At 60.9% G+C, this 22,518-nt stretch carries 19 protein-coding genes and 1 tRNA gene; 10 read left to right on the forward strand and 10 right to left on the reverse strand.

Annotated features, from left to right (window positions below; translation table 11 throughout):
• Nucleotides 1-6: 6 nt before the first annotated feature.
• The 4 genes from purH to htpX form a co-directional block, all read right to left on the reverse strand.
• The gene (gene purH, locus BM399_RS17215; RefSeq protein ID WP_092869182.1) at nt 7-1,590 is read right to left on the reverse strand and encodes a bifunctional phosphoribosylaminoimidazolecarboxamide formyltransferase/IMP cyclohydrolase; all 1,584 of its coding nucleotides are present in this window, start codon (nt 1,588-1,590) and stop codon (nt 7-9) included.
• A 152-nt stretch (nt 1,591-1,742) separates the two neighbouring features.
• Nucleotides 1,743-3,461: a heparinase II/III family protein gene (locus BM399_RS17220; RefSeq protein ID WP_092868943.1), complete on the reverse strand. Its 1,719-nt coding sequence runs from the start codon at nt 3,459-3,461 to the stop codon at nt 1,743-1,745.
• A 117-nt stretch (nt 3,462-3,578) separates the two neighbouring features.
• Nucleotides 3,579-5,006: an RsmB/NOP family class I SAM-dependent RNA methyltransferase gene (locus BM399_RS17225; protein WP_092868944.1), complete on the reverse strand. Its 1,428-nt coding sequence runs from the start codon at nt 5,004-5,006 to the stop codon at nt 3,579-3,581.
• Between the two features lies 1 nt (nt 5,007).
• A complete protein-coding gene (htpX, locus tag BM399_RS17230) occupies nt 5,008-5,967 on the reverse strand; it encodes a zinc metalloprotease HtpX (protein WP_177228195.1) in 960 nt (319 codons plus the stop codon).
• A gap of 137 nt (nt 5,968-6,104) precedes the next feature.
• Between htpX and BM399_RS17235 the strand changes: the two genes are divergently transcribed.
• A complete protein-coding gene (locus BM399_RS17235; protein WP_092868946.1) occupies nt 6,105-6,356 on the forward strand; it encodes a DUF1674 domain-containing protein in 252 nt (83 codons plus the stop codon).
• Nucleotides 6,357-6,390: 34 nt separating this feature from the next.
• Here the strand turns inward: BM399_RS17235 and acs are convergent, their stop codons facing one another.
• From acs to tsaD, 5 genes are all read right to left on the reverse strand, one after another.
• Nucleotides 6,391-8,337, reverse strand: a complete 1,947-nt coding sequence (acs, locus tag BM399_RS17240) for an acetate--CoA ligase (RefSeq protein ID WP_092868947.1) — start codon at nt 8,335-8,337, stop codon at nt 6,391-6,393.
• Between the two features lie 148 nt (nt 8,338-8,485).
• Nucleotides 8,486-9,154: a class I SAM-dependent methyltransferase gene (locus BM399_RS17245; protein WP_092868948.1), complete on the reverse strand. Its 669-nt coding sequence runs from the start codon at nt 9,152-9,154 to the stop codon at nt 8,486-8,488.
• The gene (locus BM399_RS17250) at nt 9,151-9,591 is read right to left on the reverse strand and encodes an EVE domain-containing protein (protein WP_092868949.1); all 441 of its coding nucleotides are present in this window, start codon (nt 9,589-9,591) and stop codon (nt 9,151-9,153) included. The genes BM399_RS17245 and BM399_RS17250 overlap by 4 nt, the downstream gene beginning before the upstream one ends.
• A 372-nt stretch (nt 9,592-9,963) precedes the next feature.
• Nucleotides 9,964-10,959: an NAD(P)H-dependent glycerol-3-phosphate dehydrogenase gene (locus BM399_RS17260; RefSeq protein ID WP_244531324.1), complete on the reverse strand. Its 996-nt coding sequence runs from the start codon at nt 10,957-10,959 to the stop codon at nt 9,964-9,966.
• A gap of 59 nt (nt 10,960-11,018) precedes the next feature.
• Nucleotides 11,019-12,089, reverse strand: a complete 1,071-nt coding sequence (gene tsaD / locus BM399_RS17265) for a tRNA (adenosine(37)-N6)-threonylcarbamoyltransferase complex transferase subunit TsaD (RefSeq protein ID WP_177228211.1) — start codon at nt 12,087-12,089, stop codon at nt 11,019-11,021.
• Nucleotides 12,090-12,248: 159 nt separating this feature from the next.
• Between tsaD and hemC the strand changes: the two genes are divergently transcribed.
• The 4 genes from hemC (at nt 12,249) to BM399_RS17285 (ending at nt 17,520) form a co-directional block, all read left to right on the forward strand.
• Nucleotides 12,249-13,181, forward strand: a complete 933-nt coding sequence (gene hemC, locus BM399_RS17270) for a hydroxymethylbilane synthase (RefSeq protein ID WP_092868952.1) — start codon at nt 12,249-12,251, stop codon at nt 13,179-13,181.
• Nucleotides 13,181-13,906, forward strand: coding sequence for a uroporphyrinogen-III synthase (locus BM399_RS17275; RefSeq protein WP_092868953.1), 726 nt, complete (start codon nt 13,181-13,183; stop codon nt 13,904-13,906). The genes hemC and BM399_RS17275 overlap by 1 nt, the downstream gene beginning before the upstream one ends.
• Nucleotides 13,907-14,038: 132 nt before the next feature.
• Complete coding sequence (locus BM399_RS17280) at nt 14,039-15,769, forward strand: COG4223 family protein (RefSeq protein ID WP_092868954.1); 1,731 nt, start codon at nt 14,039-14,041, stop codon at nt 15,767-15,769.
• A 20-nt stretch (nt 15,770-15,789) separates the two neighbouring features.
• Nucleotides 15,790-17,520 (forward strand): heme biosynthesis protein HemY, encoded by a 1,731-nt coding sequence (locus BM399_RS17285; protein WP_092868955.1) that lies wholly within the window; start codon nt 15,790-15,792, stop codon nt 17,518-17,520.
• Between the two features lie 107 nt (nt 17,521-17,627).
• On the opposite strand, the gene BM399_RS17290 is transcribed toward BM399_RS17285, so the two are convergent.
• Nucleotides 17,628-18,362, reverse strand: a complete 735-nt coding sequence (locus BM399_RS17290) for an outer membrane protein (protein WP_092868956.1) — start codon at nt 18,360-18,362, stop codon at nt 17,628-17,630.
• 626 nt (nt 18,363-18,988) lie between these two features.
• Here BM399_RS17290 and BM399_RS17300 point away from each other — a divergent pair.
• From BM399_RS17300 to BM399_RS17320, 5 genes are all read left to right on the forward strand, one after another.
• Nucleotides 18,989-19,064, forward strand: a tRNA-Thr gene (locus BM399_RS17300).
• 124 nt (nt 19,065-19,188) lie between these two features.
• Nucleotides 19,189-19,857: a DUF1796 family putative cysteine peptidase gene (locus BM399_RS17305; protein ID WP_143117852.1), complete on the forward strand. Its 669-nt coding sequence runs from the start codon at nt 19,189-19,191 to the stop codon at nt 19,855-19,857.
• A 275-nt stretch (nt 19,858-20,132) separates the two neighbouring features.
• Nucleotides 20,133-20,987 carry an SPFH domain-containing protein gene (locus BM399_RS17310; protein WP_092868959.1) on the forward strand — a complete coding sequence of 285 codons (855 nt, stop codon included), beginning with the start codon at nt 20,133-20,135 and terminating at the stop codon, nt 20,985-20,987.
• Nucleotides 20,988-21,010: 23 nt separating this feature from the next.
• On the forward strand, nt 21,011-21,256 hold the full coding sequence (locus BM399_RS17315) for an NfeD family protein (protein WP_143117853.1): 246 nt from the start codon (nt 21,011-21,013) through the stop codon (nt 21,254-21,256).
• A gap of 361 nt (nt 21,257-21,617) precedes the next feature.
• A complete protein-coding gene (locus BM399_RS17320) occupies nt 21,618-22,454 on the forward strand; it encodes a class I SAM-dependent methyltransferase (RefSeq protein WP_092868961.1) in 837 nt (278 codons plus the stop codon).
• Nucleotides 22,455-22,518 lie beyond the last annotated feature (64 nt).

Here is a 22,518-nt window from a genome sequence, read left to right on the forward strand (position 1 = left end):
GGCTTCCTAGTGCCGGAAGTGGCGGACGCCGGCGAAGACCATCGCCAGGCCGCGCTCGTCGGCGGCCTTGATGACTTCATCATCGCGCATTGACCCGCCCGGCTGGATGACGGCGGTAACGCCGGCTTCGGCCGCGGTGATCAGCCCATCGGCAAACGGGAAGAATGCGTCGGAAGCGACGACCGATCCAACGGTCAGCGGCTCGTTAATGCTCTGAGCTTTCGCGGCTTCGGTGGCCTTCCAGGCGGCGATGCGTGCCGAGTCGACGCGGCTCATCTGACCAGCGCCGACGCCAACGGTCGCGCCGCCTTTCGCGTAGACGATGGCGTTCGACTTCACGTGTTTCGCAACCTTGAAGGCGAACCGCAGATCTTTGAGCTCGGCTTCGGTCGGGGCGCGTTTGGTGACGACCTTCAATTCGAGGTCATCGGCATTGCTCGCGTCCCGCGACTGAACGAGGAAGCCACCGGCGACGGATTTGAAGTTGAGGCCCGCCGCACGCGAGTCCGCGAGTCCGCTCGTCAGCAGCAGGCGGAGATTTTTCTTGGTCGCGAAAATGGCTTTCGCTTCGTCGGATGCGCCTGGGGCGATGACGACCTCGGTGAAGATCTTCGTGATGTCGTTAGCGGCTTCAGCATCGATTGGCTGATTGAGTGCGATGATGCCGCCGAATGCGCTGACGGGATCGCAGGCGAGCGCCTTGCGGTAAGCCTCGGCAAGCGACGTTCCGGTCGCGACGCCGCACGGATTGGCATGCTTGATAATGGCGACTGCCGGTACGGCGGGATCGAATTCGGAGACGAGTTCGAAGGCCGCGTCCGTGTCGTTGATGTTGTTGTACGAGAGTTCCTTGCCCTGAAGCTGTTCGGCTGTCGCGACGCCAATGCGATTTTCGGCGGAGAGGTAAAGTGCTGCCGATTGGTGGGCGTTTTCGCCATAGCGGAGCGCTTGCGAGAGCTTGCCGCCGAACGCGCGGTAATCGGGTGCCGGTGTGCCGATCTCGCGCGCGAACCAGTTGCTGATCGCGGCGTCATAGGCCGCGGTGCGTGCGAATGCCTTGGCGGCGAGGGCCTTGCGCAATGCGAGTGTCGTTGCGCCGTCGTTGGCTGCGATTTCCTCCAGCACGCGATCGTAATCGGCCGGTTCGACGACGACGGTGACGCTCTCGTGATTCTTCGCGGCGCCGCGGATCATCGCCGGGCCGCCGACGTCGATGTTCTCGACGCAGTCATCGTAGGATGCTTGTTTCGCGACCGTCGCTTCGAACGGATAGAGGTTAACGATGAGAAGATCGATCGGCGAAATTCCATGTTTGCGCGCTGCCGCATCGTGAACGGCGTTGCCGCGAATGGCGAGGAGACCGCCGTGCACTTTCGGATGCAAAGTCTTGACGCGGCCGTCCATCATTTCGGGGAAGCCTGTCAGCTCCGAGACGTCCTTTACGGCCAGGCCAACGGCCTTCAGCGCGGCGGCGGTGCCACCCGTCGAGACAAGCTCTATGCCCCGGTTCGCCAGGGTCGTTGCGAAAGAAATGAGCCCAGTCTTGTCGGAGACTGAAAGGAGGGCTCGGCGTATCCGTTGATCGGCCATGTGCATCCCAGTTGTTCGCTCGTGCGCGGTTAGCACGGTGCGCCGGACAAGGCTATCCCGCGCGTGGATCTGACGCGCGATTGGCCTCGCTTTGCTCGCGTTTGATCTGGACGCGCGCGTTCTGGGCGCGTTCTGGTCGTGCTTTTGGGCGCTCAGATTTGCCGGTCGTTCGGCCGTTCCATGCGGACCGACCAGCGGACGTGCGTTTCGCCGTAGGTCGTACCGCGGAGGACGATCTGCAGGCTCGGCCGCGGGCCGGCGCTGTCGACAAAAAACAAGCTTTCTTCGATCGACATTTGAGCGGTGTCGTCGGCGGCCGAGAAGAGCCAGCTTTCGCCGTCGCGGAGGGTAATGCGGCAAACGCCGTGTCCGGCGGAAAGACAGACGCAATCGGGGTGAAGATGGAAATGAATGGCGTAGGGGAGATCCTGCTTCAGGCGCAGCGTCCCCTTCGGCGGTTCGAGGCTGTCGATGCCCTCGAGTTTGTCGCCCGCGGCGGAAAGCGCGAGGCGGCGCACATGGATCAACCCGAAGCGCTTCAGATAGCCGTCATGGCTCGCGTTCAGCAGGGCTTGTTCGGCGCCATCCGTAAATTCGAACGCAACGGAATCGGGTTCCCTGATCGGTAGGCCGTCGACCATCGATTCCAGCTGCTCGTGGCGGATGAGGCGGGAGGACGACGTTTCTCCGAGGCAGAGCGTGTTGTGACTGGCAGTCGCGCGCGCAACGGAATCCCAGTCGCGATCGGCGGGGCCTGGAAATCCGCCGTTGGCGAAAATCAGATGTTGTCGCGAGGTCATTTCGAACGAGAGGGCGCCTGCTTGAGCCTGTGTCGAAAGTTCGAGCGGGGGAGGGGAGCCGACATCGGCGAAAACGATTGTCCGGCCTCGTTCGAGCCGGGCATACCCCGACGAATGAGCGACCGGCATGAAGTCGAGTTCGCCGCTGGAATAGCCGAGTGCGGTTGCGAGCGCTGCCGGGGAGCCTGTGCTGACGCCGTTGAAGCGCGCGAGCATGCCGTCGCCAAGGCGCATGAATCGCAAAAACCGCAAGGACTTCTTGACCGCCGTGTTGATCTCGTCGGGGGAGACAAGCGCGCGCGAGGAGAAGCATTGCCCTAATGGCAGCAGGTCGAGGACGAGATCGGAGAGGACGCTCGCGCTGCGGCTGACGTGGCCACCGTCGTCGAGAATCTGGCGCTTCAACTCGATGATCAGTGCGGCTTCCGCCTCTTTCAGTTGCCGGTCGTGGCCGGAAACGGCAAGTCCCGTCAGGACGAGCGCAATCAGGCAGACCATGCGCGGCACACCGTCCGGTGCGTTTCTCCACGTCGTCCGGAGCGCGACGATCTGCTGGCCCACGCTCGACATGATCTGCGTATAGGAGCGCGCGTCCAAGTTTTCGAGCAGCATGTTGGCTTGAGAAATCCACGAGATCAGCCGCCGTGCGATGACCTCGGGCTCGTAAGCGATGCCGTGCGAGATCCGCTTCAGAGCGATCCATTCGAGAACAAGCTCTCGTGCGGCCGCTGCCGCCTCTTCTTCTTCGGTCGCTGCCAAGTGGCGTAACCAGCCGAACCCGTGGAGTTCCCGCTCCCAGGCTATGCTCGGAGGCGTCACTCGGAACGCGGACGCACCCTTGAGGTCTGCGATCTCGGACGCCAGTCCGAAGTGGCCGTGTGCAATCTCTGTCCAAAAGCTTGGATCAGCGGCGCGCAGTTCTTGCGGTACGATCAGGATCTGATCGGCGCCGTTACCCGCGTAGCGCCAACGCATCAACGGCGATGACAGTGTGAACGTCACGGCCCGGCGGCGGAGGCGCTCAACGGAAAGGGAGCGGATCTTCAGCCGTTCCGTGACATTGAGGCCCAAGGGGAAACGCTCCTGCGACGTTGCGCGAAAATCGGCTCGATCAGACGTTTGAATTATCCCTGGACCCGCGCCAAAACAAGGCGCGCGGGTGCAACATACTGTTAGCTCACCGTCAGCTCAGGGCGACTTCACCAGAGATGCCGCGAAAAAGCCGTCGAGACCTCTGAGGCCTTCCGGCATATCCGCGAAGTGCGACGGCAGCGTCCGGAGATCGCCCGCGCTCGTTCTCCACGACAGCGGAATCGTTGCTTCATCCAGCGTGATCGGGCGGCGTGCGAAATCGGCATGACGGGCGAGAAAAGCATCGATTTGCTTTTCGCCTTCCTCCGGCTCCAGAGAACACGTGCAATAAACGAGCATACCGCCCGGCTTCAAAAGGCCAGCGGCATGGTCGATCAGCTTGGCCTGCAGCGCAGCCAGAGCGGGAACGTCCTCCGGGCGCTTCAGATACAAGATATCGGGATGGCGACGGATCGTGCCCGTCGACGTGCAAGGGCTATCGAGCAGGATCGCGTCGAATTTCGTCTCGGACGTGAATGTCAGCGCGTCTCCGACGACAGTGTTCGCTGAGAGCCCGAGGCGCGCGAGATTTTCTCCGAGGCGTGACAATCGTCCGGCGGATTTGTCGACAGCCGTGACGTTCGCACCGAGGGCCGCGAGCTGGGCTGTTTTGCCTCCGGGCGCCGCGCACAGGTCGAGCACGGAGAGGCCCGCGACATCGCCAAACAGCTTGACGGGAAGAGCCGCGGCGGCGTCCTGCACCCACCACGCGCCCTCATCGTATCCAGGCAGCTCTTCGACGCGTCCGGCTTGAGCGCATCTTATCGAACCCGTTGGAAGCACGACGGCGCCGATGCGTTCCGCCCACATTTCCGGATCGGATTTGACCGTTATATCGAGGGCCGGTTCGACCAATGATGCGCGCGCGATCTGGCGTGCTTCGGCTGGGCCGTAAGCGGCGCTCCAGCGCGCGAGCAACCACTCAGGAAATGTCAGCGCAACATTATCGAGAGACGCGAGGCGGCCGGGCCCGCTTTCGCTCAGGCGGCGCAAGACAGCGTTGACGAGATTTGCAAAGCGCTTGCCGTTCGTGTCGGCGTGGCACTGATCGACTGCAAGCGAAATCGCTGCGTGCGGCGGCGTTTGCAGCAGAAGAAGCTGGGCCGCGGCGGCAAGGAGAATTTCGTCCAAGCGGCCGATATGTTCGGGGAGCGGTTTAGCGATGTAGGTGCGGAGTACGGCCTGCAGCGCGCCGCGATTGCGCAGAGCGCTCGTCGCTATGAGACGCGCAAACGCACGATCGCGGGGAGCAAGATCGCGTGTCGCCGACGCCCTCGCGAAGACGTCGTCGAAGGGCTTGTGTTCAATCAGAACGGAAAAGAGCGCGGAGACGGCGGCGTCGCGCGTCTTCAGGCCATCGGCGGCGGGCGAGGGCGGGCGGGCGGCAGCCGTCTTCGGCTTGTGGTCGCGCTTGCCGTGCGCTCGCGCTGCGCCCGGGCGAACTGCAGCCGTGCGAGGGCCATTTCGATTTGTGTTGTTTGACACTTCAGCCCCAGGGGTTCGGTGGCTTGGTATAATTCTGACCACCGATCCAGACTTCACCCGGACGGCTGCTGCGACCAGACGTTTCCATTCCGGTTGCGCCCATCTCGCGCGCCAGCGCCTCAAGCGCGGCGATGCGATTTACAACATTCGGGTGTGTCGAGAAAAGATTATCGACGCCGTGGCCGTTCAGAGGATTGATGATGAACATATGCGCGGCCGCTGGAATGGCTTCAGCCTGATCGTTGGGGATGCGGCGGGCGGAGCTGTCGATTTTCCGCAGCGCCGAGGCGAGCCAAAGCGGCTTGCCGCAAATCATCGCGCCCAATCGATCAGCTTGATATTCGCGGGAGCGGCTTATCGCCATTTGCACGAGACCAGCTGCCATCGGCGCGAGAACGATGGCGGCCAGCGTGCCGATCGCGCCGAGTGCGCCACGATCGTTACCACGGTTGCCGCCGAACAGCATGCCGAACTGCATGTATTGCGCGACCATCGAAACCGCGCCGCCGATGGTTGCGGCGACTGCCATGGTCAGCGTGTCTCTGTTCTTGACGTGTGCAAGCTCGTGCGCGAGCACGCCTGCAATCTCATCTTTGTTCAGCGTCTCCAGAAGGCCGGTCGATGCGCAGACGGCGGCATGCGAAGGGCTGCGCCCTGTTGCGAAGGCGTTGGGCTGCGGATTGTTCATGATGTAGACGCGCGGCATCGGCAAATCGGCGTTGCGTGCCAAATCGCGGACCATCGAATAAAGCTCGGGAGCCGAGGTTTCGCTGACCTCCTGGGCGTTGAACATGCGGAGCACGATGGAGTCGGACTTCCACAGGCTCACCGCGTTCATTACGAGCGCGATGAAGAATGCAATGACAAGGCCGGCCTGGCCGCCGATGAGAGCGCCGAGGGCGACGAAGATGGCTGTCATCGCCGCCAGCAAAAGCGCGGTCTTGGCATAGTTCATAGGCATTTGATCATACTCGCGACACGTGGTCCTTAAGCTAGTCTGCAACCTTACAGCCGCGTATATATGGTGTCTGAAGTATTCCATAAAGGCGACGGGCGGAAAAAGCTCGCGGAACCGCCGGTTAAAGGACGTTTGTCATAATGACGGTCGCAGATCGCACAGGCGAAGATCGCACAGGCGAAGTTCGGGCTGGCGAAGACCAGCGAGACGACGCCCAGCCTGCACCGCGCGTGTTGACACCGGAAGCCAAGCGGGCGCTGGAAGAGGCGGAAGCGCGGCGTATCGCGCTGGCGGCCGAGCCCAAGCCCCCCCGTGAGGTCGGCGGCAGAGACGGGCCCGATCCGACACGTTTCGGCGATTGGGAGAAGGGCGGCATCACCTCGGATTTCTGATGCCGCCGCCAATGGTCTTTGAGTGGTTCGAGCGCTAGATCACGCGCCTGTTCTGGCGATTGGTGATCAGATCGTCGACCACGGCCGGATCGGATAGCGTCGAGGTATCTCCCAGGCTGCCAAAATCGTCCTCCGCAATCTTTCTCAAGATGCGGCGCATGATTTTGCCCGAGCGCGTTTTCGGCAGTCCGGGTGAAAACTGGATGAGATCCGGCGAGGCTATCGGCCCGATTTCGCGGCGGACGTGGGCAACGAGGTCTTTCTTCAGTGCCTCGTCGCCGCTTTCGCCGATGTTGAGCGTTACATAGCAATAGATGCCCTGGCCCTTGAGATCGTGCGGATAACCGACGACCGCGGCCTCTGCAACTTTCGGGTGGGAGACGAGCGCGCTTTCGACTTCGGCCGTTCCCATGCGGTGGCCCGAGACGTTGATGACGTCATCCACGCGACCCGTGATCCAATAATAGCCATCGCTATCGCGGCGGCAGCCGTCGCCTGTGAAATACATCCCCGGATAGGAAGAGAAATAGGTTTGAACGAACCGCTCGTGGTCGCGGTAGATGGTTCGCGATTGTCCGGGCCAGCTATCGAGAAGGACGAGATTGCCTTGCGCTTCGCCGCCAAGGAATTGACCCTTGTCGTCCACCAGCGCCGGGCGAATGCCGAAGAAGGGCTTCGTCGCTGAACCAGGTTTCAATTTTGTGGCGCCGGGAAGCGGCGTGATGAGGATGCCGCCGGTTTCGGTTTGCCACCACGTGTCGACGATGGGGCACCGGTCCTCACCGACGACGTGGTGATACCATTCCCAGGCTTCCGGATTGATCGGTTCACCTACCGAGCCGAGGAGACGCAGGGACGCCCGGCTGGAGCCTTTGACGAACGAGTCGCCCGCACCCATCAAGGCGCGGATGGCAGTCGGCGCGGTATAGAAGATCGATACCTTCCACTTGTCGACCACGTCCCAGCACCGCGATGCCGAGGGATAAGTCGGCACGCCTTCGAACATCAGCGTCGTCGCGCCGTTCGCAAGCGGTCCGTATACGATGTAGCTGTGTCCGGTAACCCAGCCGATATCGGCGGTGCACCAATAGATGTCGTCTTCCTTGTAGTCGAAGACGTATTGGTGCGTCATCGACGCGTAGACGAGATAGCCGCCTGTCGTGTGTACGACGCCTTTCGGCTTACCCGTCGAACCCGACGTGTAGAGAATGAAAAGCGGGTCTTCGGCACGCATTTCCTGCGGCTCGCATTCGGCAGGAACGGTGAGCAATTCTTCATGCAGCCAGAAATCGCGGCCATCCGTCCACGGCACGGGATTTCCGGTGCGGCGAACGACCAGCATCTTTTCGTCGCCCTTGCATCGGGCGAGCGCGGCGTCAGCGTTTTTCTTCAGCGGAACGGGCTTGCCGCCGCGAAGCGCTTCATCGGCCGTTATGATGAGTTTTGAATCCGCGTCCTCGACGCGGTTCTGCAAGCTGTCCGGCGAGAAGCCGCCGAATACGATCGAATGGACGGCGCCGATACGCGTGCACGCAAGCATCGCGTAGGCAGCCTCCGGAATCATCGGCAGGTAGATCGTTACGCGGTCGCCTTTCTTGACGCCGTGCTTCTTCAACACATTGGCGAAACGCTGCACGCGCTCGTGGAGCTGGCGATATGTGATCTGCTCGCTCTCGTTGGGATTGTCGCCCTCCCAGATGATAGCGACCTTATCGCCCCGCTTTTCGAGGTGGCGATCGACGCAGTTAGCCGAAACGTTAAGCGTGCCATCCTCGTACCAGCGGATGTCGACGTTGGCGGGGGCGAAGCTCGTGTTCTTGGCGCGCGTATACGGCTTGATCCAATTGAGCCGCTTTCCGGCGTCCGACCAGAAGCCCTCGGGGTCGGCAACCGACCGCTCGTACATCGCCTCATAGGAATCAGCGTTAACATAAGCCCGCTCCGCCCATTGGGGCGGTACGGCGTAAACTTTTTCCGACATTAGAAGCGCTCCTCCGGTTGGCCGTCTGCGTAGCGGCCATTTCCCGTATTATGCTGTGGCCAGCGCCGCTTCACAACATGCTCGATGGTGCCCCGACGAGCCACATCAGAAAAAAATTCCGCGATTTGATACCGCACTGCCGCAAGACCTATCCGCCCCACACAGTCGTGCGCTTAATGTCGTAATCCTCGAGTTCCCGGGTTACCGGGACTTGATATTCTGCGAGCGGTGTAAACCGTCCGTCCGGAAAATAGCTTCGACGTGGATCGCCGATGTACACCGAGCATCCGAGGGCCTTTGCCCGGTCGATGTATTCGACGACGCGGCCGGCCAGTTGGCGCTCATAAAAGAGGTCGCCGACGATAATCACGCTGCCTGCCGGCGGTTCTCCGGCAAGGAGATCGGCATCGGTGGTTTCGATCGAGGCGGCGTTGGCTTCGGCGTTTATGGCGCAGGCGGCGATAGCCAAGCCGTCGATATCTGCGGCGAGGACCCGGGCGGCGCCAGTCTTGGCGGCTGCGATTGCAGAAATTCCGGAGCCCGCGCCGATGTCGAGAACGGTCCGGCCCCGGCAAATCTCGGGATGATCGAGCAGGTATCGGCTGACCGCTTGGCCTCCGGCCCAGGCAAAAGCCCAAAAGGGCGGGGGTACGTTAAGCTCGCCGAGTTCGTCTTCGGTCTTTTGCCAAATCGGCAGCGACTCTTCCGCAAGCCGCAACGTGATCTCGGGGACCAGGGGTGGTGCGATGGGCTTGGTATTTTCGACGATGAACCGTTTGGCGCTTCTAGGATCAGCGGGATCGAGCCGGCCCGTCATGAGCCCTTGAGCGCTTTTAGATCGACACCGCCCATTTTGCAGATTTCCTTCCATTCTTCGGCGGACACGGGTTGCACCGAGAGACGCGAATTGTTGACGAGCACCATGGCGGAAAGCTTGGGATTGGCTTTGACGGCATCAAGGCCGACAGGCTTCGGCACCGGTGTGACCGCTGCAACGTCGACGCACTCCCACTTGCCGGTATCGTCTTTCGCTTCGGGATGCGCGGGCGAAATGACGCGCAGGATGCCGACGATCTCCTTGCCCTCGTTCGAATGATAGAAAAATCCGAGATCGCCGACTTTCATCGCCCGCATGTTGTTGCGAGCCTGATAATTGCGAACGCCGTCCCACGCTTCGCCCTTTGGTCCGCGGGAAACCAGATCGTTCCACGAGAAGACATCGGGTTCGGATTTCAAGAGCCAGAAGGCGGTCATGGGCTTGGCCTTTACGTAGGGGGCATGGTGCTAGCCCGAAACGGCGGGTTGCTCAAGCGAATGCCTGTAAAAGCAAAAACCCCATGCTCGGAAAGCATGGGGTTTTAGACGCGACACGAAACTTTGGCGGCTCTGTCGAGCGGCGGGCTTGCGACCTCTTGGATCGCGTTGCCAATCTGTTTGATCGTTATGTCAGCAATGCCTTGATATTCGGTAAAGGCAGTCTGCGGGTGAGCACTCGCTTTCGGAATAATGGAAATGCTCATCGGCCCCGCAAGTGCGCCCATAGCGGATCATCGGCGCTTGCGTGGGCGCATATCGTGCACTCGTTGCAAAAGGTCGCAGAAGATTAGGAAGCCGGCGCGGGTCTGCTCAGTCTTCCGCCTTCAGTGGCCGCTGCATCAATGCCGTGATTGCTTCATCGACGAGAAGCCGGCCTTCAATGATCCCGTGCACGGCTTCGGCGATCGGCATCTCGACACCTTTCTCGTGTGCAAGGCGGACAAGAGCCGCGCAGGTGTAGACGCCTTCCGCCACGGATACCCTCGCGCCGAGGAACTCGCCGAGGCTGCGGCCTTCGCCGAGAGCGCGTCCGAGCGACATGTTGCGCGACTGGGCGCTGCCGCAAGTCAGGATGAGATCGCCGAGCCCGGAGAGGCCGAGAAGCGTTTCCGGTCGCGCGCCCATCGCTTCGCCGAAGCGGCGAAGCTCGGCGAAGCCGCGCGTCACGATCGCTGCGTGAGCGCTCGCTCCGAGGCCGCGGCCCTCGACGATGCCGGCCGCGATGGCGAGGACGTTTTTCACGGCGCCGCCGAGTTCCGCGCCGAGCACGTCGCTCGACCAATAGAGACGCATTTGCCGCGAGGAAAGCGCCGCTGTCAGCGCGCGGCCGGTGGTTTCGTTGCGGCATGCGAGTGTCAGCGCCGAGGGCAAGCCGCGGGCGACATCGGCCGCGAAGCTTGGACCGGAAAGCACCGCGCGCAGTACCTGCGGTGCGGCTTCTTCGAGGACGTCGCCCATGAATCGGCCCGTCGCCTGCTCGATACCTTTCGCGCAGATGATGACCGGCGTGTTCTCCGCCAGTTGTTTGGCGAGTTTGCCCATCACGCTCCGCAAATGCTGCGCGGGGACGACGGCGAGAAGAGCGTCCGCTCTGGCTACCGCCGAAAGGTCGGTCGTCGCGCGGATCGCGGGATTGAGGCTGACGCCGGACAGGAAGGTCCGATTGACGTGCCGCTCGTTGATGTCATCGACGACCTCGGGCTCGCGCGCCCAAAGCGTAACTTTGATGCCGCCATGCGCCAACGTCTGTGCCAACGCCGTGCCCCACGCGCCGCCGCCGACAATGCTCACCGAATTTATTTGCAAGCGTGCCCCCGAGATCAAATCCGCTTCAGCTTAGCACGCAATTCTGACGGCCGCTGCCGCTAGGCTTTTACGCCGGCTCCTGCTGCTTTCGCTGCGTCGGGATCAAGCGGCCAGCGCGGCTTGACGGGGGAGTCTAGCCCGTCGACGAGCCCAAGCGCCAGGCGTTCCGCTCCGGCCCAGGCAATCATCGCGCCGTTGTCAGTGCAGAGTTCGAGAGGCGGCGCGCGGAAGGCGAAACCGAACTCATCCGAAATCCCGACGAGGGTTGATCGCAACGCCTTGTTGGCTGCGACGCCGCCTGCGGCGACGAAGTTTCGCGGCGTTCCCTCGGGCAACAGCGGAAGGACGGAACGTATCGCCAATCTCACCCGGTCGGCGACGCTGTCACAAACGGCTGCCTGGAACGATGCGCAGAGGTCGGCAATATCCTGCTCGGAGAGGGGTGAGATTTTTGCGGCGGCATGGCGGACCGCGGTCTTGAGGCCGGCAAACGAGAAATGCGGGTCTTCGCGTCCGATCATCGGGCGGGGGAGGTTGAAGCGTCGCGGATTGCCGTTGAGAGCTGCCTTCTCGACGGACGGACCTCCGGGCATGGGGAGGCCCAGCAACTTAGCCGTTTTGTCGAAAGCCTCGCCGAGCGCATCGTCAATCGTCGTCGCCAGCCGGCGATAGCGGCCGACACCCTCGACCCACAGGATCTGCGTATGTCCGCCCGATACCAAAAGCATCAGGTACGGAGGGCGGATGGCGTCGGTCAGGCCGGCCGTCAGCGCATGGGCCTCGAGATGGTTGATGGCGAGAAAGGGTATGCCGGTGGCGAGCGCCAGGGCTTTGCCGCTGGTCGCGCCGACGATCAGGCCGCCGATGAGGCCGGGTCCAGCCGATGCCGCGACGGCCGAAAGATCGGTTAGGGAAACGCCCGCTTCGTCGAGGGCCTTCTGAACCAGGAGATCAAGGCATTCGGTGTGCGCGCGGGCGGCTATTTCCGGTACGACGCCGCCATAAATGGCGTGGCTGTCGAATTGGGACAGCACGACATTGGATAGAATGCGGCCAGCGCCTTCCGCATTGCGCGCGACGACCGCGGCGGCGGTCTCGTCGCAGCTCGTCTCTATGCCCAGTACGAGCAGGGCAGAGGGAGCAAAATCGGGAAGCTCTACCATATATCAGGAACTTGCCGCCGCGAGGTTGGAATTCGCGCGCCTTTGGAGCATTAGTATCGCCCGAATACCGGCACTCATCCCAGCACCCGGGTAGGAGCGCCCCGCCTAGCATCCGGAGAAACCTTTTTGCAAGCGACCCGCATACGCATCGGGACTAGAGGCTCGCCTCTAGCCCTGGCCCAGGCACACGAAGTGCAAGCGCGCCTTACCGCCGCGCATGGCCTGCCGGAAGGCGCCGTGACGATCCACGTCATCAAGACGACGGGCGACCGTGTGCTCGACCGGCCGTTGTCTGAGGTCGGCGGCAAGGGGCTCTTTACCAAAGAAATCGAAGAGGCGCTTCTCTCGAACGAAGTGGATGTCGGCGTCCATTCGATGAAAGACATGCAGACGGTGCTTCCCGATGGGTTGATCATCGGTGGCGTGCTGCCGCGCGAAGATCCGCGCGATGCTTTCATTTCGTTGCGGCATGCCGACCTCAGCGCTCTTCCTGTCAATGCGATCGTCGGAACGTCGTCGTTGCGACGGAAGGCACAGGTTCTCAATGTCCGCCCCGACCTTCGCGTCGTCGAATTTCGCGGCAACGTGCAGACGCGACTTCGCAAGCTCGAGGAAGGCAAGGCCGAAGCGACGTTTCTCGCGGTGGCCGGTCTGAAGAGACTTGGCATGGAGGACCGGATCACGGCGCCGGTTTCAATGGACGTGATGTTGCCTGCGGTGGCGCAGGCTGCGATCGGGCTTGAAGTTCGCGAAGGGGACGAGGCGACAGCCGCGCTGATTGCCGCTTTGAACGATCCGATGACTGCCCTGGCGGTTACCGCCGAGCGGACATTTCTCGCCCGCCTGGAAGGTTCTTGCCGGACGCCTATCGCTGGTCACGCCGTAATCGCAGATGGCACCATGGTCTTTCGTGGGCAGATTCTTACGCCCGATGGTCAGCAGGTCTATGATGTTTCGCGAACCGGCGCGCCGGAGGAGGCTTCCAAACTCGGCCTTGCCGCGGCCGATGAAATCCTGGCTGAGGCAGATCCCGCACTTCTTATCCGATCGAGCGCCTGATGCACGTCATCGTCACGCGACCGGTTGGCGATGCCGAACCTCTCAAGTCAACCATTGAAGCGCTGGGCTGGCGGGTCACGCTCGCGCCGCTGATCGATATCGTGTCGAACGACATACCGGCTGACGCGCTCCGCGATGCGACGTCGCTGATCGCGACGAGCCGCAATGCGTTGACGCCAGCCTTGGGGTCCCTGATCGACCTGCCGTTTTTTGCGGTCGGTCCCGGTACGGGAGCCGTTGCTAGGGGCATAGGTTTCACGAAGGTCGTCGAAGGTCCGGGGACCGGGGCGGAACTCGTGCCCATAATCGCTTCGCGGCGGGCGGAGCTGGGTGAACGCCCAGTGTATCTTCGAGGTGACGTTGTTGCATTCGATGTCGAGGGCGCGCTGGGAGAAGCCGGCATTAAGGTCAAGGCGGTGAACGCCTATCGGTCAGTAGCGGCCGAAGCGTTGGATCCGCCAATGATCAAGGCACTCCGAAACGGCGATATCGATGCGGTTACACTGATGTCGCCGCGCACTGCCAAAACCTGGGCGAGGCTCGTCGGGGCGTTATCGCCGCCGGTACAACTTTCCGGCGTAACCCATCTCTGTCTTTCCGATCGCGTCGTCGAGGCCTTGGGCCAAACGGAAAAAGACTTTAAGGTTCTGGTGGCTTTACATCCTAATCTCGAAGAAATGATTGCCCTCGTAAAACGTCTCGCGGCAAATTCGAAAGCGGAGTAATAAGCGCGTATCGCCGGTTAGATGTCCCGGCAACTGAGCCATCTCAACCAGACAAAATTTTTGCTTGAATGCCCGGCTACGAACCGGGATCAGGTGGCGTTACGCGAGTTCCGTGTGGAGGCTAAAGCTTCAATGGCAGACGACAAATCGAATGCAGGACCAGGTAGCAAGCGGCCTTATGCGACGCTCGACCTCAAGGCGACCGAGGTTGAAATCACCCCGGTGAAGGTTGGTGCTTCGTCGGCCGGGGCAAAAGCTTCCGCGGCCAGTGTGCCCCTTCCCGCGGCGGCACGATCGTACGCCGAAAAGCCATCTGACGCTGCGACGGCGAGTGCCGCTCAATCGCAGGCCGATGCCAAGGCCGATGTCAGGGCTGACGCGATGCCGGAGTTCCTCAAGAAGGACAACGCGAAAGCGGAAGCCACGTCGTCGGCTTCTTCCGCTTCCAGCCGTGCTCGAGACAGCGACGACGAGGCCGTCGTCCGGAAGGGTGGCGGGTTTTTCAGTCACCTCGCGGCCGGCGTTGCCGGCGGCGTTCTCGCGCTTTCAGCTTATCAATGGGCGCTTCCGCAGCTGGGGCTGCGCGGTTCCAACGATGAAACCGCCGCGCTTTCGGAGCGCTTGGCAGCCGTTGAGAAAAAACAAAGTATCGCTGCTCCCGCTCCGGATTTGAGCAGCATCGAATTCCGTCTCTCAGATCTCGAGACGGCGACGAAGAAAATCCCGGCCATCACGGAAAGCCAAAACCGCCTCGTTGCGGAAACCAAGGCCGCGCTCGCGTCGGCGGCCTCGGATGCGGGCTCGCCGCAGCTCATCGAGCGTATCGGCAAAGTCGAGGATAAGTTCAAGGCGCTCGCGGATGCGGGCGTCAACGATCCCAATGCCAACCGCATCGAACAACTCGCGGCGCTGACCGGTAAGGTCTCCGATCTCGAAACCAGTCTTGCGACACAGCTTACGGCGTTGCGCGTCAGCGTCGCCAAAGACGTCGAGGGACGTGTGCAAGCAGCGACGGAAGCCAGTGAAGCCGCGCGGGCTGGAACTCAGCGGATCGATAAGGATGTCGCCGGTTTGAAGACCGACGGCGTGCGTATCGAAGCTGAAATCGCGGCGGTGAAAACTGCGAACGACCACGTCGCCGCCGATCTGAAGGTTGCCCAAGACGAGACGCAGAGCCTCAAAACTGCGTTCGAGGGATTGAAAACAGCTGCCGCCAAGCCGGCAGACATCGTGGCTGCCGTTCAGCCTCTCTCCGATCGTACGGCCGCTCTCGAGAAGAGCGTGCAGGACGTCGTTCAGGGAGACGCCGTTCGGAAGCAAAGTGCCGAGCGCGTCGTGCTCGCACTCGAGCTGCAAAATTTGCGGCGTGCGCTCGATAGCGGGCAGAACTTTGCGAGCCAGCTCGCGGACGTCAAGAAAGTCGCGGGCAATACCATCGATCTATCGGCTCTCGAAGCTTTGAAGGAAACCGGCGTTCCATCTCTCGCGGAACTCAACAAGGATTTCAGATCTGCCGCCGATCGCGCCATCGATGCCGACGCCGAGCCTGAGAATGCGGGTGTCGTCGATCGTCTATGGGCCGGCGCAAAGTCAATCGTTCGCGTTCGCCGCGTCGATCTCAAACCCGAGGACAAGAGCACAGAAGCGACTGTCGGGCGTATGCAGGTTGCATTGAATGACGGGCGTCTGCCGGATGTGCTCGAGGCTGCCAAGGATCTTTCGCCGAAAGCGCAGGATGCGGCGCGGCCGTTCCTCGATAAGGTTTCCGCGCGCGTCAGCGTGGATATCGCGCTTGCCAACCTCGAAGCTCAACTCAAGTCATCTATTGCGACCGGCTCTCAGCAAACGTCGAAGTCGCCTTAATCTTTCAAGGGGTTTGCGTCATGGTGCGCCTCGTTATCTATTTGGTCACGATCGCTCTCATCGCGTCCGGTCTTGCCTGGCTTGCCGACCGGCCAGGAACGCTGCAGATCGCCTGGCAGGGCTACGATATCGAGACGTCAGTTTTCCGCGCAGTCGTCATCCTGGCGGCGGCGGTGGCGACGCTCGTGTTCTTGTGGTCCATCTTTCGCGCGCTCTGGAATAGCCCGGCGGCCATCGGCCATCGTTTGCTGCGGCAACGGCAGAAGAAGGGGCTCGATGCTCTTTCCGGCGGTTTGATTGCGATCGGGGCGGGCGACAGTGCGCTCGCTTCGCGCTATGCGCTGCAGGCCCGCAAGACATTGCCGCATGAGCCGTTGACGCATCTCTTGCGTGCGCAGTCGGCTGAACTTGCCGGCGATCGCGCCGCGGCGCGTCGCATATACGAAGCAATGCTCGCGTCGCCCGAAACGGAGCAGCTCGGCCTTCGTGGGCTTTTCCTCGAAGCACAGCGTGAGGGCGCAGGCGAAGCGGCCCGGCAGTTTGCCGATCGGGCGCTCAAAGCCAATCCCAAGCTCGGATGGTCGTCGACGGCGCTCTTCGAGCAGCAGTGCAAGCAGAAGGATTGGTCAGGCGCACTGGCAACGCTGGATCACGCCAAAAAGAGCGGCCACATCACGAAGGCCGTCGCCGATCGCAAGCGCGCCGTTCTCCTTACGGCGAAGGCTACCGCCATCGAGGACGATGCGCCGGACAAGGCGCTCGCTTGGTCGCTCGAAGCGCACGGGCTCGCGCCGGACCTCGTACCCGCAGCGGTCATCGCCGGGCGTATCCTCGCGTCACGCGGCAATACCGCCAAGGCTGCGAAGGTGCTTCAGAAGACGTGGACGAAATCTCCGCATCCGGATCTTGCGGCGACCTATGCCTACGCCCGTATCGGCGACAGCACGCGCGATCGTCTCGACCGCGTGCGCCAGCTTGCGGCCCTCAATCCGCATTCGATCGAAAGCCCCATTGCTGTTGCCACCACGGCGACGGAAGCGCGGCTGTACGACGAAGCCCGCCGGGCTCTCGAGCCGCTTCTTGCCGATCGACTCACGCAGCGTGTCGCGATGCTGATGGCGCGCATCGAAGCCGGTGAGAACGGCGAGAAGGGGCGCGTGCGCGAATGGCTGGCGCGGGCGATGAACGCGGCTCGCGATCCGGCCTGGATGGCCGACGGCGTCATTTCCAATCATTGGGAGCCGACATCGCCGGTCGACGGCCGTCTCGATGCCTTCCAATGGCGCGTGCCGGTTGAGACGACGGACGGCAAGGGAAGTGAAATTCTTGCCAGCAAGATCGACGAGCTTATCGCGATCGCGCCGGTTGCGACGAAGGACGGTGCCGAGCGTTCCGAAGCCGGGCGCCCCGACAATCCGGATGACGTTGAAAGCAAGCTGGCTCAGACTGACGGTGGCGACATCGTCGAGGCTGAACCCGTGACCGTTACGGTCAAGCCGAACGGAGCGGGAGGCGAGCCGAAAGCTCAGTTTCCAGAAGCGTCAGTCAACGGTATCGCTCGTCCTCTGCCAGCGGCGGAGGACGCGATCACCGCGGCCCGGCGGATGGCGACTCCGGATCGGGCCCCGGCCGCGAAGCCCGAACCGCAGGTCTATGTCACGCCCCGCGCGCCGGACGATCCGGGAACGGATACCATCGAGCCAGAACTCGAACAGCCCGTGGCGCGTCGAAACTTTCGCACGGTCAACTAACGACTATTCGACAAGGCGGCCTGTTGGCCGCCCGGTTTGGCCGCGCTCGCAGATCATTGCGAGCTGCGGCCTGTATCTGGCGCTGGTCCCGCTTCGAGCGGCGCAAATTACTTGAATGGGACGGGCTCGGGCTCCCACTCGTTGCTGTACCCGCCAAACTTGTAACTGATTGCAACGCGCAGCGTGTCGATCGGTCCGAGGCTCGTTGCTATGTCGGAGCCGCCGTTGAGTGCGGGAACATCGGCGATGAACCTGTCCTTGTTGAAATCGAAATGCAGATATTCGGCGGTCAGGACGATGTTGTAGGCGAAGAGCAATTCGAAGCCGCCGCCATAGACCGCTCCCATATCGTTAGAGTGGAATTTGATCCTTCCCGAGATCTCGTCGGCATCTCGAAAGGTGTATTCGGCGTTGCCCCAGCCGATGCCGGCGGTGCCGAAAACCATCATGTTGTCGAAGATTGTGTAGCCTAGGCGTCCGCGAACGGTGCCGAGGCTGTCAAGCCGGGCGCTGGCGCTATCGATGCCCGGGCCGCCGTCGTCGAGAATGGCGGTTTCGTTTTTGCCCGATCCCCACTGCCAATCGCCCTCGACACCAACGACGTATCGATCGAACTGAAAATTGTACCCACCCTTCACTCCGTAGGTCGGATGTTCTCTGCTGCCGGAATGAAGCGGCGGATCTCCGCCAACGTGATCGTCAAAGAGCGTGGCACTCGGACTGTCGAAAACCGCGCTTGCGATGCCGCCGATGTAGAACCCCTCGAATTGGCCGGGTTGGGCGACTGCCGTTCCCCCGGTAAAAATCACTGCGATTGCTGCAATACCAAAGACTTTCACCATGACTAGAAATCCCTCACGCCAATAAAAGACGCCAAATACTGGAGCTAAGGGGTGCCTCGGGATTGATCCGTCTACAACTCAAACTGCGGTCAGCGCGCAACATTTCTGTGCATTGGTTGTGGAGCCAACGTCGAGAGCGTTCAAAACGCGTGTTTGGCGGATGGACGAGTGGACGAAAGGCAACAACCGCGCGAATGCGATTCGCGCGACGTTCGACGGGGGCTCAGCCAGGCGCGAAGCTCAACACGGTTGCCATGTGGTCCCGTTCGCGATCCGGGCGGCCATCCTGGGACACATTCAGGCCGAAGGACCAGGCGGCCCGAACCGGCCGCTTCCCGTGCCCTCCGTGCGGCGTTTTTGCCGGCATCGCCGCAATAAGCCGCTTTCAGAACAGCAGATTAGGGCTCTGCGGCCCTCACTGCCCCGGCGACAGCGTTTGCATCTTGCGATGTTGGAGTTGGTGCGCTAGGACGCTCGAACTCGATGCGCGATGCGCCGACTTCCGAGGTTCACCCGGGCCGATTTGCCGGGAACCAAGGACAACGGCGCATTATGTGCTTGGAGGGTGCCGAAGCATTTTCGTGCACAGGATATCGACAAGCATCGACCGGCTTTGTCGATTTTATGCCGCTTTAGCTCAGCCGGTAGAGCACGTCATTCGTAATGACGGGGTCGCGTGTTCGAGTCACGCAAGCGGCACCATTGTTTTCAAAGGTCTCCAGTCAAATTCCGGACCATCGTATGAGCGGTCGCTGAACCAAAGAGTTCGCGGACGACGAGAGGCACGTTCCTCCCCGTTAAGTGCGTCTCTGACACTTCTATCAACGTGACAATCGGCAAGCGGGTTTTGGGAATGCTCGCTGTGCAGTTGGGGGACGCCATAATGCGGAAAACATTTCATCAAGCCGTAAGTTTGGGCAATAGCTGCCAAGTGATCTACCAGCTTCGCGAGCATTTAGGCGCCGAGTTCTGTTCGTCTGGCGTCTTCGATATGCAGGTCACGCCGCCATCGGCCCTAATCGAATACTTGCAACGTGACTTTCGCGAAATGTTCGAGAGAGCCGACCTTTCTGAAGAAAACGGGATCGTCTTCAATCGACGCTTTTTGACAGAACATCTGCATGAGTTTCCGAACGGCCTTGAACGAAGCTACGAGGACGCCCGCTCGCGGCATGATTACCTCTGTCAAAAGCTTCGGTCGGTGATCGACGGCCGCACGCCGACGCTGTTCGCGCTACGTCATTGCCCATCGGTCATCGACCTAGACCAACGCGTCCGATCTATTCTGCGTGAGCGGAACCGGCGGCTGCCGTTCAAAATCGTAACGGTTCATATCGGCTCAAAACCAACGCGTCCGCACCCAAATGATTGGGAAGGGAACGATGACGAGTGGGCCAATCGGCTTTCGCCGTTCCGCGTCTGCCACCCCTGGGAGTCTCGCGCGCGAAAGCAGGCGAAGCGATTTATGGGGCACGTTATGCGAGCGAAATTTTAGGTCACGCTTCCGCATCTGGGACGGGGGCCCCAAATATTTCTGCCCGTCCCAAATATCTCCGATATTCCCGCCGTTCGGCCCAACGACTTGTCCATCGGGCGGCGTCCACTCCGCATCAGGAAATTGCAGGCAGCCGGGTTCGAAGCTTACCCATGGCCTCAATTCAGAGGTGCTCATCAACTGCCGTCCGAATATTCGGACACGTGGCGGCTCGCTTATTGTCACGCACTAACCTATCAGTTTAAGTTGCGCTGAGCATTTCGGTGGGGGAAGTGATGACGACCGTTGTTCTTTCGATTCTAGCTATTTGCCTTTTCGTCATCTTTCTTAGTTTGAAGATCGTTCCCCAAACGGAAAATTGGCTTGTCGAACGCATGGGACGGTATAGCCGAACCCTCAGTGCCGGCGTTCACATCGTTACGCCGTTTATCGATCGCATCGCGCACAAGGAGAACATTCTCGAACGTCAGTTGCCGGTCAAATCGGTGCCGAGCATCACCAAAGATAACGTTCAGATCGAAATCAAACTCGCCATTCTATATCGCGTGACGGATGCCTCCAGGGCCTGGTACCGAATCAAAAATATTGACCAGGCAATCGAGACAATCATCACTGGCATTGTTCGAAGCACGATCGGTAATTCGGACCTCGACGATGTTCAGTCGAACCGTCGCGTTCTGTCAGATACGATCGAGGCCGAGATCCAGCACGTCACTGAGGAATGGGGTATCGTTCTTACGCGCGTCGAGATTCTAGACGTTGAAGTCGATGCCGAAACAAGAACGGCAATGCAGCTGCAGTTGAATGCCGAACGCACGCGTCGAGCTCTCGTTCGCGAGGCCGAGGGCAAGAAGCAAGCCGCCAATCTCAATGCTGATGCGGAGCTGTATACGGCGCAACAACAGGCGCAAGCGCAACGCGTTCTGGCCGATGCGCAAGCCTATACGGTCAAGACCATCGCAGAAGCCATTAACAATGGCGGGGAAGCGGCGATAAACTTCGACATCAAGAAAATCCAAGCCGAGGCCGTAAAAACTTTAGGGTCGCAGCCTTCGACGAAGGTGATCCTCCTTCCGTCAGACCTGCTCGAGACGCTGTCTTCCGTCGCAAGCAAATTGGTTTTGAAATAATGATGGATCTCCAGCCTTACGAAATGGCTCTCATCTTAGGCGTCGTGATCTTGGCGCTGGAGATGATAACCGGCGTGTTTATCTGCCTCAGTCTCGCGATCGGTTTATTCAGCGTCGCGCTGATCGAATTTCTATCTCAGAATTTCCACTTGGAGCGAGACGTCCTAATCTTTGCAGTCGTCGCAATGGGCGCCTTTATCGGACTGCGTTTGACATTTCGATCGAAGGGCGACGTGAAAACAGCCCGCGAGGACGTGAACGATTATTGACGCCCGAAAATGTGGTTAGCTGTCTCGCATTTTCTTTCAAGGGAGCGGAACGACCTCGCTCATCCGCCTCGCAGGAATGTAACGAGAATCCTACGCAATTTCGTAGTGTCCGATAAGCACCTCAGGCAGCGCGCCAGTGGTGCAACTCAATGCTCTCCATTGGCGCCTCGGGCACAACCCAACCTCTGAGCACGGCTTGACGTTCTCGCCCGCCGCGAAAGTCATGCCCTGACACTTAGACGGATCGGCCAAGGCAGAACGTAATGCCGGCCTCTAGTATTAGAACTATTATCCGAATAATGATTTTCAGCAGTCGGATGGAGATGTCTGCGGCGCTCAAATCGCGATAGGGGGGTCGACCATGAACTTAGCCAAGTTCTTTCGCGGTGGGGGGCTCCGGGAGTCTGGAGCAATCGAAGCCGACATATCGCCGGTCGAATTGCCGCCGACTGACGTCCTCCTTGCCGCGCTTCATGCGCTGGCCGAAAAGCGCGACCCGGTTTCCCGATACCTTGATGCATTCAATACGGGAACGTTCAAACATCCCGACGGCCGGAGCGATGAACTGGGCGTCGTCAAGGTGGAGCCCGAAGCGGTTGCCCTTCTTTCCTATCTCATCAAAAAAAGCCCGACGCCGTTGAGTATTGAGGTTGGGTTCGGAATGGGCACGTCGTGCGCGGTTCTTCTCAGCACACTTGCCGACACCCGGCGCGATTTCGAACACGTCGTTTTCGACCCCTTTGGGCTCGGGGGCGGCCGCGGGACAGTCGTCGAGGCTTATCTGAAGGAGAGGTTTGGGCGGAAGTTCCGCCGCGTCCGTCAGCGGTCGGAGATCGGCTTAGCCCAACTTTACGCGCAGCGCGGGGCGGGCGCAGCGGGCTTTGTGTTCATAGATGGCTCGCATCTTTTCGAGAACGTCGTGGCCGACTTCGTTCTAGCGGATCTGCTTTGCGCTCGAGGCGGCTTCATTGCGTTCGATGACAGCTGCTATCCCGCGATCGAAGCCGTGGTGAATTACATTGCCGCTAACCGGCCGGACTACACGGTCATGCGTTTAGCGGCGCGCAACCTTTCGGTAATCCAAAAAATACACGGCGATAAGCGCGAGTGGTTCAGCTTCAACCCGTTTGAAGTCCCGAACCGCAGAGACTGGACGCCGGCCGACGCGGCGCAAATCGTTCCTTCTCGGCTGGATTGAGCGGAAGCCCGAGCGGCGTGGGTGAATTCGCCCCGCTCGGCGTGCACGGTGTCGAGGTCAATTG

Source organism: Hyphomicrobium facile (assembly GCF_900116175.1).
Taxonomy (GTDB): Bacteria; Pseudomonadota; Alphaproteobacteria; order Rhizobiales; family Hyphomicrobiaceae; genus Hyphomicrobium_B; species Hyphomicrobium_B facile.